Source organism: Nostoc sp. (assembly GCF_036917375.1).
Taxonomy (GTDB): Bacteria; Cyanobacteriota; Cyanobacteriia; order Cyanobacteriales; family Nostocaceae; genus Nostoc.
In genome coordinates, this window is record NZ_JBALDN010000086.1 from 1 (window position 1) to 12,486 (window position 12,486).

The window sequence follows — 12,486 nt, forward strand, 5'->3', positions numbered from 1 at the left end:
TCTGCTTAATATTAAAGATTTCCATGTTTAAAGCTTGTATTTTATCAACTCAGTGCTGCTGGGTCATTTTTTCCTACTTAGTCTAAACTCCAGATGGAAGCTTGGTATATATAGTTTATATACATACTACACGCTTATTAGTTTTGTCGTCGCTGTGCGAATTTGACAACCGATTCAGGGACGGGATAATCCTGATTTACCTGGAACTGCTGCTTTTTCCCATGAGCAACAGCAATGAACCTATCCTACTATTCTAAAAATTCCTAATTCTTGTCGTAAAATGTGCCTGAAAACTTTGATTTTTCGTTTTTAATGCTCACTCAGCTTAAGAGGTTGTTTGAAAAGTAGTTGGCTGTGATTTTAATCACATTATTACCCCCCTTAATCCCCCCTTGTAAAGGGGGGAAACCGGAAAATCTTGTTCCCTCCCCTTTACAAGGGGAGGGTTAGGGTGGGGTAAAACTGACGCGAAAAACCAAGTGAGTAAGCTATTTCTGGCGATGCCTACGGCTGGCTGCACCTACGCATTTGTTATTTCGGCGATCGCATTTGCTATTTCGGCGATCGCATTTGTTATTTCGGCGAACGCATTTGCTATTTCGGCGAACTCATTTGTTATTTCGGCGAACGCATTTGTTATTTTGGCGTATTTTAGCCAATACGCGCTACTTTTTCATATTCCGCTTCATTTGTTCTAATTCATCCTGAGTTTCCCAGTTACGGAACTTCTCTTCTAAGTCATCAAAACCACTAGAAAAATTGCTAGTTTGATTCGACCAGCCAATGCTTTCCGATCGCTGCTGGGTTTGCGCTTTAGCACGGGCTGTCTGTGCTTCGGCGGCTTTAGCTTGCACTTCCTGTCGCCGTTGCTGAATTTTTTGCAGTAATTCTTGAGATTGGTTAATGCGTTCTTTCAGCCCTTGCATGTGTCCCCAGCGCTGATTACCTTCGCGCAACAGGGCTGCTTCTCGCTCGCCCGCCGCCGCTGCCAAATCCTCTCTATTGGCGTTTTTGGCTTTTTGAATGCGGATATGCCAACGCTGAATTTCTTGAGCGGTGGAGAGAATTTCTTCTTCCGATCGCTTCTCTTGTAATTTTAAATCTGCGATTAACTTTAATGTGTCTTCTTCTTGCTCACGCAGCTGTTCTAGCAGCGCCTCTAACTCCAAATGTGGATTATTACGCAAGAATTCTTCTAAACGGTTTTCTAGAAACCGACTCAAATCATCAAATAAGCCCACTGCTAGAACTCCAGAGATCGGGTGCGTGACTATTTTATTGTAGTAGTCAGGTGGACTTCTGGGTGTTAGTTAGATTTCAAAGTTGGGAAGAATGTATTTGGTGAAACTACGCAAATAACCCTGACTTACAACATAAGGCTTTAATCAGTATGAGTTCTGACTTTCAACCACCACCTAAGAGCTTGTCCATACTAGCTACTGTAGGAGGAGTCGTTACCGCTGCGATCGCGATCGCACTTTTAAATGGTTGGTCTAAGCAACTTTCCAATACTTCTATTATAAAAAAAGCTGAAATATCAACATCCCCAATTGCTTTACAACCAGAGAAACCCCAACCCCCTGTCTTTGGTGTCAAAGATCCTGAAATAGTTGCCAGCCTTGATGCTCAATCCGTAGTTTTGCCAGGTCAACCCATTCCTAAGAATCAACTAACAGTAGCCATAATTCCATACGTTGCCCCTGGAGTTGGAAAACTGACCCCAGAAGAAATGACAACGGCACGTATTGCTTGGTCATACTTCCAGCGCAACTGGAACGATGAAACTGGCTTGATCAATTCCGTTGATGGCTTTGCCTCGATAAGTATGTGGGATCAAACAGCAGCGATCGCAGCTTTAGTCAGTGCTAGAGAACTGAATATCGTGCCTGCGGCTGAATTTGAAGCCAAAATGAGCAAAATGTTGAATACACTGGCATCAATGCCTTTATATAAAGGAGAACTACCCAACAAAGTTTACAATGCGAAAACTCTCGTACCTGTTAATTATGGTCAACTAGATAAACGGGAAGAAATTGGCTGGTCAGCCATTGATTTGGGAAGAATGGCAATCTGGCTGAAGATTGTCGAGGCAAAGTATCCAGAAATGCGATCGCAAACAGCAGCAGTTTGGAAACACTGGCAAGTCAAGCGTCTGACCACAAACGGTCAAATGTTTGGTACTGCTGTCATCAAAGGCAAAGAACAATACAATCAAGAAGGTCGCTTGGGCTATGAGAATTATGCTGCTTATGGTTTGAAGCTTTGGGGTTTGAATGTTAATAAAGCTTTAGATTATCAGTTCAATACTGCCTTTGTCGATCTTTATGGACAAGGAATTCCTTACGACAAACGGGACTATAAAAACTCTGGAGCCAATAATTACGTTCTTAGCGAACCCTATATCTTAGATGGTATTGAAACTGGGTTTCAAGCTTTGCCTAAAGCTTATGCCGATCGGATTTTAGCTGCCCAAGCAGCGCGTTATGAAGCGACAAAACAATTAACCGCCGTCACCGAAGACAACTTAGATCGCGCGCCATACTTTGTTTACAGCAGCCTATTTGTCAACGGACAACCTTGGGCAACCATCGCGGATACCAGAGAACAGCACAACAATTTGCGATTCCTCAGTGCCAAAGCTGCGATCGGCTGGCACGTGCTTTATAATACTGCTTATACCCGTCAGTTATTTGATTTCGTTCAAGGCAATCTTAAGTCTCAAGATGGCTGGTACAATGGCTTTTATGAGTCTCTGCGTCAGCCGAATAAAACTCTTACTGCTAACAATAATGGTGTAATTATGGAAAGCTTACTGTATAAGCAAGTTGGGCAGCCACTTACTGTTTGGGCAGGAGTCAGAAGCCATAAGTCAACTGAAAAGACTATAAAAAGACCGTAAGTTATACCAATTTGAAAAAAGAATGCGACAAATAGACTATTTGTAGAGACGCGATTCATCGCGTCTTTAGCCAAGGATGTGTTGCAATCATTAATTGAATTGATATTATTTCATGACCGCGCATCTCGTATTCCTCCTCAATCCTCCCCTTGCTACAGTGTGTAGGCGGGTATTGCCCCTCAAAATAAATCGCATAAAAAAACCCCTAGTATTTCTACTAGGGGTGAGAAATAATACCATTTCACTTGATGTTTGTCTGAGATGACCCTGTTTATGCCTCTGCTCTAGGCAAGAGGCTGGAGTGTTTCTCAAATATTACAGTAAAAAGCGATCGGGTATAAAATTAGCCAACATTTGCCAAGAGCAATTCTCGTTTTTCTGATTTTTGTACTCTCACTTGAGAGTCATCATCAACATCGATAAGGGCTGTGTCGCCATCTGTAATTTCACCAGACAGCATTGCTTCGGCGAGAGAATCTTCTAAGAGGCGCATAATTGCCCGACGTAACGGCCTAGCGCCGTAGCTGGGGTTATAACCCTGTTGTACCACAAGCTCTTTGAAGCGATCGCTGACTTCTAAGATAATTCCTTTTTCCGTCAAGCGGCTAGCAACATCGCGAAGCATAATTTCGGCGATTTGCTTAACTTCATCCTTGGAAAGCTGGGTGAAGACGATAATCTCATCAAGACGGTTAAGGAACTCAGGACGGAAGTAAGCTTTCAATTCCTCATTTACCAAGGTGCGGATGCGGTTATAACTAGCGTCGGCTTGAATGTCGAAGTCAAAGCCTAAACCGCTACCACCTTTTTCAATCACCTTGGAACCGATGTTAGAAGTCAAAATGATCAGCGTATTCTTGAAGTCCACTTTCCGACCTTTGGCATCGGTAAGATGACCGTCATCCAAGAGTTGCAGCAGCATATTGAATACATCGGGGTGTGCTTTTTCGATTTCGTCGAATAGCAGCACTGTGTAAGGTTTGCGCCGCACGGCTTCTGTCAGCTGTCCGCCTTCGTCGTATCCTACATAACCGGGAGGCGAACCAATTAGCTTGGCGACGGTATGACTTTCCATGTATTCGGACATATCTAGCCGAATCATTGAGTCTTCCGCGCCGAAGAAGTAGGAAGCTAGTGCTTTCGCCAATTCTGTTTTACCAACTCCAGTAGGCCCAGAGAAGATAAAGCTAGCAATAGGACGATTGGGATTTTTTAAGCCAACGCGAGCGCGACGGATACCGCGAGCTACAGCCGACACTGCTTGCTCTTGTCCGATGAGCCGCTGATGCAGGGTGTCTTCTAAGTGTAGGAGCAACTCTGACTCAGATTCAGTGAGCTTGTTGACTGGTACGCCAGTCCAAGAGGCAACGATTTGGGCGATGTCTTCTTCATCAACTACAGTCGAGTTGACAGGTTGATCGTTTGGTGTAAAGGTTGCTTGCAGTTGTTCTGCGAGTTTTAACTCTTGGTCGCGCAGTTGTGTTGCTTTGTCAAAATCTTGGACTCTGACTGCTGCTTCTTTTTCTTTGGTAACGCCAGCGAGTTCGCGCTTGAGTTCTTTATTGGGAGAACTTTGGGAGTTCCGCAGCCGAACGCGAGAACCAGCTTCATCAATCAAGTCTATTGCCTTATCGGGCAAGAAGCGATCGCTAATATAGCGGTCTGATAATTCTGCTGCTGCGACAAGTGCTGAATCCAAAATTGTGACTTTGTGGTGTTGTTCGTAAGCACCGCGCAAGCCGTAGAGAATTTGTACGGTTTCCTCTACCGATGGTTCCCCTACCTGAATCGGTTGGAAACGACGTTCTAGGGCAGCATCACGCTCAATATGCTTACGATATTCATCGAGGGTAGTTGCGCCGATGCACTGGAGTTCACCCCGTGCTAAGGCAGGTTTAAGGATGTTGGCTGCATCCAAGCCACCTTCTGTACCACCAGCGCCAACCAAGGTGTGAATTTCGTCAATCACCAAGATGATATTGCCCACAGTGCGGACTTCTTCCACAACTTTTTTGATGCGTTCTTCAAAATCGCCACGGAAGCGAGTTCCAGCTACCAATGACCCCATATCGAGGCTGATAACTTGCTTGTCTTGTAAGCTTTCAGGAACATCTTGGTTAATAATACGTTGAGCTAGACCTTCTGCGATCGCAGTTTTGCCAACTCCTGGTTCCCCAATCAACACCGGGTTATTCTTGGTGCGGCGACCGAGAATTTGGATTGCCCGCTCAATTTCCTTCTGGCGACCAACTACGGGGTCCAGTCTGCCTTCTTGGGCTAATTTGGTCAAATTTCTGCCAAACTCTTCCATCGTTAGCGGTTGGGTGCGCTTTTGATTACCACTACCAGCAAAAGCCGGTGCATTTTCACCCAAACGGCGAACTATGGCACTACGGACACTCTTGAAGTCAACCCCTAGATTTTGTAGTACTTTGGCGGCGACACCTTCACCAGCCTCGGTTAATCCTAAGAGTAAGTGTTCAGTGTTAATGTAATTCTGTCCCAAACTATGAGCTTCTTTAAACGATTGCTCGAAGAGGCTTTTTACTTTAGGAGTAAAAGGAATTTCTGGTGGTACAAAGCCAGAACCCCTACCAATAATTTTTTCTACCTCGCGACGTGCATCTTTGAGGGTAACGCCTAATTCAGCCAGCACTTTAGCAGCAACCCCAGTTCCTTCTCCCATCAAACCCAGGAGAATTTGTTCAGTTCCTACAAAATTGTGTCCCAGGCGACGTGCTTCCTCCTGAGCTAGCATAATTACTCTAATGGCTTCGGAAGTGAAGTGTTCAAACATAATGGGTTCTTGCTCCCTCGCTGCTTGGACTTTGGGTGAGATAAAATTCACCCTCATCTAAAGTTTTTTGTATTTTCTTAAGGACTAATGTAACTTTATTTAAAGTTAAGTGGCAGTGGTGAGAGCCGTAAGACATCAGGTGTACTTGCCGTCTACTAGGAGTGCTGAGTGGAGTACGGGGAAAGTCAGAAGTTGCAAAGTTGACAGTTAAACTTTCGGTATTTGACAATTTTCTTTTGTCTGTTTTGTTTTCCACTGTCAGCTAAACTTAAAATTCAGGACTTAGCACTCTAAACTCAGGACTGACAATGACTGAAGCAACGGCCGGTAAGGACCAACAACATCCACTTTATAACCGCGATCGCCCCCTTATTGATATTTTACTCGCTCAAGAGGCGACAGACTATAACTTAGCAGAATTGGCTAGACTGCGAATGCGCTATCAAGGGTTTCCAGGGGCGAGAGACATCCAAAAAGACCTAGATAAAGTCTTGCAACAGTGGGGTTTGACCGAAGCCGAGCTTTTTGAGAAAACTCGTCAAATTCACGATTTGGGTGGAATTTACAAAAGCCGTGGCAAGAAAGATGAACAGGATTGGAATTAGTTATTCTTTTCCATTCCTAACTCCTGACTCAGCCCTGGAAGGATGATCGCTAATTTTGTGCCTTTCCCTAATTCAGATGTCACTGTGAATTGTACACCATGTTTTTCTTCTATAATCTACCGGGAAATGGCTAATCATAAGGGAGTATTTTTACTTACTGGGTTAGTGGTAAATAAATAGCCAAATAGTTTTTGGAATATTAAAATAAACCTTGCTAGCGATCGCTACCTCGTTTCCAGAACGAGATGAGTTTAGACAAGTCTTCTTGGAAATAGTCTAAATCGATTGTGGCGATCGCTTCTTCAATTTCTGCTCCTGCGATCGGGAAAGTTTTGCCAATAAAGCTCGATACCTGCCAGAGAATCGTAAAACTTGAAATACAGCATATTTCAAGTTTGTTTACCCAAATATAAAGTGTATTTTACTCCTGAATTCCGAATTTTGGATTCTGCTATATCTTAGGAATTTGTCTTGGCAAAAGTATTACATTTCTGAGGATCGCCCGTTTGGATACCTTGTTTAAACCAACGAACCCTTTGGGCGGAACTACCATGTGTAAAAGATTCTGGCACAGCATAGCCTTTAGCTTGTTTTTGCAAGCGGTCATCTCCAATACTGCTAGCTGCGTTCAATGCTTCTTCAATATCACCTGTTTCCAGAATTTGCCGTGAGCGTTGAGCATGATTTGCCCAAACGCCTGCAAAACAGTCTGCTTGTAATTCTAATCGCACAGAAAGCTGATTTGCTTGTGTCTGACTCACTTGGTTCTGCAAGGTTTGAACTTGCTGCGAAATCCCCAGTAAATTTTGGACATGATGCCCAATTTCATGAGCAATCACGTATGCTTGAGCAAAATCTCCCGGTGCCTGATATCGAGTCTTCAAATCGCGGTAAAAACTCAAGTCAATATACACCTTTTGATCGCGCGGACAATAAAACGGCCCAACTGCTGAACGTGCAAATCCACAAGCAGACTCCACCGCCCCTGAGTAAAGAACTAACTTTGGTTCTACATAACTTTTTCCATCTTGCCGAAACTGCTCACTCCATGTATCTTCTGTATCAGCCAGTACAACAGATACAAAATCCGCCATTTGATCTTGAGTTTGAGATCCTGTTGTTTGAGGTGACTCAGCGATCGGGCTATCACTTGGTGGGGAATCTTGTTGCCAAAGGGCACTGGGATCTCCACCCAATAGTAAAACCACTAGCGATATGAGTGCTGCTCCTACGCCCCCACCCACGACAGGAGCGGAAATCTTCATCCCACGCCGATCTTCAACATTTGTACTCCGACGACCTATTTGCCAACGCATAATTACTGCTTACCAAACTCATAAAAAAATACAGCTTGAACTACGTAGGATGAAATCTACACAAGCCTTTTAGCTATACAAATGAATATTACTTCTTCTATGTATCGATCTCTTCTGCCTACGGACAAACTAGAAATAAAGGACACTCAGCCTTTAGGAAGGTTTTGTTAAATAGGTTGCCCATCAGAGCGCACAGAATTCCCGGACTCCTTATAGGGAACACCACAGTCAGGACGGAAGCGAAATTTCAAACACGTAATTTGCATTCCATGACCAAGCTCTGAGGATTTGGGATATCAACACAGGGGAATATCGTTATGTCTGCGTTGGATATAGACTTTTAGTTGAGGCTGTCTCGTGTCACTCAATACGGTTCGGTTAAAGGTGAAAGGGTTAAAGGGGAAAGGTTTTTAATACATCCTTTCCCCTTTACCCGCAAACCCATTCCCCAGACCACAAAGAAAGTGAAAAATGCTTATCCAAACCGTATTGCCGTGTCACTCACTAACAATAATTCCGCATCAGTTAGGGGTCTTTCCGACTTAGTGTCTTCACTTTTTGACTTGCACCGTTGAGGCTGTTACTGCTTACCTCATGAGCGAAAGAATATATTTTATTACTAAGGATAGTTTTGAATTGAACCAACTCGTATTTAATATAACAGGTACTGAAGAATCAACTTTGTCAGTTATTAATTTTTCCCCTGCGACCAAGGAGTAATAATGGTTTTAATTCAATATCAACGTGCTGTAGGCGTATTTACTCATCGAAGAGATGCAGAGCGGGCAATACATGAGTTGAGAGATTCTGGCTTGGCGATGGAGAAAGTATCTATACTTGTACAAAACTCAGATCGCAATCATGAGATTGCCGATAATAAAGTTAAAGAGGAAACTGGTGATAAAGCTGACGAAGGTGCAACAGTAGGAGGGCTTTCAGGAGGCGCTGTTGGTGGGTTAACTGGTTTATTAGTAGGTCTTGGGACTTTAGCAATCCCTGGAGTTGGCCCAATAATGCTGGCTGGGGCGGCAGCAACTGCTTTAGTTACAACCCTTGTTGGGGCAAGTATTGGTGCTGCCACTGGGACTTTTGCTGGTGCATTAGTTGGTTGGGGAATGTCGTCAGAGCAAGCTAGAGCATATAACGAGCGAGTAGAGGAGGGACACTATTTAATAATCGTGGATTGTACATCTTTTGAAATTGCTAAAGTACAAGAAATACTACAGCGTTGGGGTATTGAAGAGTTTGGTATTTACGAACATCTTAACAGTGAATATGAAACTACAAATTCTCTGACCACAACGACTTCTACTACTGCCATTCCTAATAAAAGTGGGATGATGTCTAAATATAGTGTTAGTTGCTTCAATAGCATAGATAATGCTGAGGCGGCAATTAAGGATATGTGTGTCGCAGGTTTTTCAGTAAATCAGATTTCCTTAATTTGCAAAGACTTTTCTCAATTGGTTGGGTCAACAGGCATTAATTTAAGTGAACGCTTTGACGCTATGAGGTTAGGAATAGCAGATGAATGGGCACGCTTTTATAATGAGCAAATAGAGCAAGGCAATTACATACTTATCGTTAGTGGCACAGATCGCGAGCAAGATATAGCTAGGTCTATTCTATGTAATTATGGGGTTCAAGAGTCTCAAATTTATGACCCAATGTTAATTCGTTCTTAAAAGCGGCTGCTGTCAATAAATGGCAGCAAAGTTATTTGAGTTTTGGAAGATACAGCAGAATTCAGAATTCAAGAGTAAAACACAACACAGTCCAGAATGAGCAACAAATCCCAGATGTAGAGACGCGATTTATCGCGTCTTGAAAGAGCAATTATCTACACCAATAACCTTTAACCCAAGCATATTGGAGTAAAACACGCTTTATATCTGGGTAACAGAATTAGCTTGTGTACCTCACTTTCCTTGAAATCTGCTGTATCAATAGACTGCTTGGCATTTGTCGGGAAAAGGGGAAGGTGGGGTCCCCTCTGGGGATAAGGGGAAAAGGTTCTGTATTGTCCCCTTCCCCTTTAACCTTTACCCTTTTCCCCAAGAATGCAAAAAGCACTTTTGCAAAAGGTCTAATAAGCAATGGGTTTTGCAGCCTGAAAACTGTATTATGCAGACAATCGACACCTTTCAAGGTTATAGCAAGTGGTGTCGATGAACTTCAATACATTCACCTGACAGTAAAATATTTTACTTAAAATTCTCAGCATTTCTGCTCCGCTCAGGGTCAGCAGTGAGCGAAGGCGAAGGGTCAAGCTGTATTGCCTCTTTCTGTGTCTCCAGTTGCTCCCGTTGCTTGCCATACTCCCGCAGCTGCTTCAAAAGGTTTGCTTGGGATGAGTTTGGGATAGACGGACTGGGACTTGGTTGAAGGTCGGTGTCGGTACTTGCAAAATTAGCCGCTGAGGAATTATCTTCGTAGACTGGTAGCGACTTGTCATTAAACATCGCCTGTTGGGTTGGTGTTGGGATAGGAATTAGATTCTTTGGTTTGCTCACAGCAGCTTTTACCGAATCTAGAGTAGTAGCAACCTGCACTTGTTGCTGCATCTGTTGTGTAGAAGATACTAAACCACTTAAACCATTCACCAATTGCCGCAGATTTTTACGGAAATTTGGATCGCCTGTCAATTCATCTAAATCAGATGTAATTTTTTGGGTATTTTCAAAGGTTACTCGTGCTGAATCTAAAGTTTGTTGCAGCAACACCGCATTCTTTGGATCGTTTAAGGTTTTAGAAGCATCACGTAAATTAGCTGAAGCTTGGGCTGCATTTGCTGAAAGCATTTCTAAATTGTTGAGTAATTGTCCTTGAGTTAATCGATTGACTGATGGTGATAAGCTACTGACTGTAACACGCAGTTGGTTGCTGGTTTCGGTGATATTGTTCAACGCACCAACCAGTGTCGAACGATTTGTTGTCACCAAATTATCCAGGTTGTTCAGCAATCGATTTGCTTGAGTTGCAGTTGCACCGAATTTATTTACTGTTTGATTTGCGGATGCATTAAGTTGGTTTGTCGCCCGTTGCACTGAATTAGCCGTAGCGGAAAAGGTAGTAAGTTGTAGTTGTAAGCTTTTGGTCAAACCTTGTAAATCCTGACTTAACTCAGTAAAACTGGATGCTGCGCCTGTGGTAGTTTCTAGAACCCTATTGACATTTCTATAAAATTTTGGATCGTTGTATGCACCGGCTAGCTCAGTTGAACTGCGAATTAATGCATCAACACTGATACCAACCTGACCTTTTAATCGAGAGCCATTACAGACTATGAGGCTAATATCACAATTTTTATCTAGGGGTTTAGCAATCACAACCCCAGTAGGCAAGGTTGTTCTTGGTGTGATGTCGATAATACTTTCGCTAATTAATCCGCTTTGATTAGCTTCCACCACTACATTACGGGGGATAATTAGGTTAGTTTGGGCAATTTCAATCACTACATCAATGGCATTTGCCCCTGGTCGAACCTGGGAAATAGTTCCTACCTTAACGCCACGATAGCGAACTGCTGCTCCCTTTTGCATTCCGCCAGCGTTGGCAAATTCTACAATAATTTTGTACGAACGACCAGCAGCAGTGAATCTATTTAACCACAGAAAGAGTAATCCAAATACCCCTAGTCCTAGCAGGAGTAATAACCCCACAGAACCTTCTCTAAATGTTCGCCCAGACGCGAAGCGACTTGTCATAAGACCTCGCATTTTTTTGCCTCCACCAACAACCAATAACCAATTAGGAGTTAAAAGTTAGGAGTTAGTAGTTAAATTTAACTCTTTACTCCTGGCTTTTAAGTTTCTAGCCGGCGACTTTAATCGGGCCTTGAACACTTCCACTGATAAATTGTCTGATCAAGGGATGTTCTGTGTTGTATATTTCACTAACTGTACCTTGCCACTGCACTTTACCTTCATAGAGAAATATAAGTCTATCAGATGTACGGCGGATAGTGCTGTCCTGGTGGGTAACAACAGCATAAGTACTACAAACTCCATGTAAACATTGCAAGTGGCGGATTAAATCTTCGATGACTGTCGAGGCAATGGGATCGAGTCCGGCCGTTGGTTCGTCGTATAGTAGAACTTCTGGCCCTTCATTGGGATTATCGGGGTTAGACATAATCGCACGGGCAAAACTTACCCGTTTGCGCATTCCCCCAGAAAGTTCGGCTGGGTATAGGTGGCCTATTTCTGGCAAACCTACCATCTCCAATTTCTCGTTTACCAAATCTCGGATGCGCGATCGCGGCAGCTTTGAATTTTGATAAAGTAAAAATCCCACATTTTCCTCTACTGTCAGCGAATCAAATAGCGCCGCCTGCTGAAACACCATACCAATGCCAACCTGCTGGCCGCCATCCTCAATCAAACCCTCTCGCCGCACTCCTTGCACATAAATTTCTCCTTCATCGGGACTAAGTAACCCCGCTATTACTCGTAAGATTGTTGATTTACCCGTCCCTGATGGCCCAATAATCCCCAGTGCTTCTCCCCGGTAAATGGTCAAGTCTACATTATCTAGAACTTTATGGCTACCAAAGGACTTAGAAACACCTTTCAGTTCAATCAATGGTTCAGTCATTAGTTATTAGTCACTTGTACTGGGCGCAGCCGAAGTATTGGTCATCGATCGTTGGTCATTAGTCAGTAGAAAATAAACAAATGACTACTGAGAACTAACAAAGGACAAATATGCCCAATAGTGATTTCATGGCGATCGGTAGTACATTGTATAGTGTATTATAAGTAAATAATTAGCATTTTAATTAGCAAACTTTATTTTTTTAGCATAATATTTAGTTATTGGCGATGTTTATCGTCTCGAAATATCCTCAACGCCAAGCTGACGAAGACA

Annotated in this window: 8 protein-coding genes; 3 read left to right on the forward strand and 5 right to left on the reverse strand. The window is 43.2% G+C overall.

Annotation, left to right across the window (positions count from 1 at the left end; all coding sequences use genetic code 11):
* Positions 1 to 665: 665 nt before the first annotated feature.
* Positions 666 to 1,241: a TIGR04376 family protein gene (locus V7K45_RS22295; RefSeq protein ID WP_335007170.1), complete on the reverse strand. Its 576-nt coding sequence runs from the start codon at positions 1,239 to 1,241 to the stop codon at positions 666 to 668.
* A 149-nt stretch (positions 1,242 to 1,390) separates the two neighbouring features.
* On the opposite strand from V7K45_RS22295, the gene V7K45_RS22300 reads away from it, so the two are divergent.
* Positions 1,391 to 2,899, forward strand: a complete 1,509-nt coding sequence (locus tag V7K45_RS22300) for a DUF3131 domain-containing protein (protein WP_335007171.1) — start codon at positions 1,391 to 1,393, stop codon at positions 2,897 to 2,899.
* 343 nt (positions 2,900 to 3,242) lie between these two features.
* Here V7K45_RS22300 and V7K45_RS22305 read toward each other — a convergent pair whose 3' ends face one another.
* Positions 3,243 to 5,696, reverse strand: coding sequence for an ATP-dependent Clp protease ATP-binding subunit (locus tag V7K45_RS22305; RefSeq protein ID WP_335007215.1), 2,454 nt, complete (start codon positions 5,694 to 5,696; stop codon positions 3,243 to 3,245).
* A gap of 308 nt (positions 5,697 to 6,004) precedes the next feature.
* Here V7K45_RS22305 and V7K45_RS22310 point away from each other — a divergent pair, with 308 nt between their 5' ends.
* Positions 6,005 to 6,301 (forward strand): DUF3288 family protein, encoded by a 297-nt coding sequence (locus V7K45_RS22310; protein WP_094353136.1) that lies wholly within the window; start codon positions 6,005 to 6,007, stop codon positions 6,299 to 6,301.
* A 458-nt stretch (positions 6,302 to 6,759) separates the two neighbouring features.
* On the opposite strand, the gene ypfJ is transcribed toward V7K45_RS22310, so the two are convergent.
* A complete protein-coding gene (ypfJ, locus tag V7K45_RS22315; RefSeq protein ID WP_335007172.1) occupies positions 6,760 to 7,617 on the reverse strand; it encodes a KPN_02809 family neutral zinc metallopeptidase in 858 nt (285 codons plus the stop codon).
* A gap of 722 nt (positions 7,618 to 8,339) precedes the next feature.
* On the opposite strand from ypfJ, the gene V7K45_RS22320 reads away from it, so the two are divergent.
* Positions 8,340 to 9,302 carry a general stress protein gene (locus V7K45_RS22320; protein WP_335007173.1) on the forward strand — a complete coding sequence of 321 codons (963 nt, stop codon included), beginning with the start codon at positions 8,340 to 8,342 and terminating at the stop codon, positions 9,300 to 9,302.
* A gap of 519 nt (positions 9,303 to 9,821) precedes the next feature.
* Here the strand turns inward: V7K45_RS22320 and V7K45_RS22325 are convergent.
* Positions 9,822 to 11,336 carry an MlaD family protein gene (locus V7K45_RS22325; protein WP_335007174.1) on the reverse strand — a complete coding sequence of 505 codons (1,515 nt, stop codon included), beginning with the start codon at positions 11,334 to 11,336 and terminating at the stop codon, positions 9,822 to 9,824.
* 94 nt (positions 11,337 to 11,430) lie between these two features.
* Complete coding sequence (locus tag V7K45_RS22330) at positions 11,431 to 12,213, reverse strand: ABC transporter ATP-binding protein (protein WP_335007175.1); 783 nt, start codon at positions 12,211 to 12,213, stop codon at positions 11,431 to 11,433.
* Positions 12,214 to 12,486 lie beyond the last annotated feature (273 nt).

What these genes read in the sequence shown, in the direction of transcription:
- ypfJ (WP_335007172.1), bottom strand. Translation starts at nt 7,617, where the DNA reads ATGCGTTGGCAAATAGGTCGTCGGAGTACAAATGTTGAAGATCGGCGT.
- V7K45_RS22325 (WP_335007174.1), bottom strand. Translation starts at nt 11,336, where the DNA reads ATGCGAGGTCTTATGACAAGTCGCTTCGCGTCTGGGCGAACATTTAGA.
- V7K45_RS22330 (WP_335007175.1), bottom strand. Translation starts at nt 12,213, where the DNA reads ATGACTGAACCATTGATTGAACTGAAAGGTGTTTCTAAGTCCTTTGGT.
- V7K45_RS22310 (WP_094353136.1), top strand. Translation starts at nt 6,005, where the DNA reads ATGACTGAAGCAACGGCCGGTAAGGACCAACAACATCCACTTTATAAC.
- V7K45_RS22305 (WP_335007215.1), bottom strand. Translation starts at nt 5,696, where the DNA reads ATGTTTGAACACTTCACTTCCGAAGCCATTAGAGTAATTATGCTAGCT.
- V7K45_RS22320 (WP_335007173.1), top strand. Translation starts at nt 8,340, where the DNA reads ATGGTTTTAATTCAATATCAACGTGCTGTAGGCGTATTTACTCATCGA.
- V7K45_RS22300 (WP_335007171.1), top strand. Translation starts at nt 1,391, where the DNA reads ATGAGTTCTGACTTTCAACCACCACCTAAGAGCTTGTCCATACTAGCT.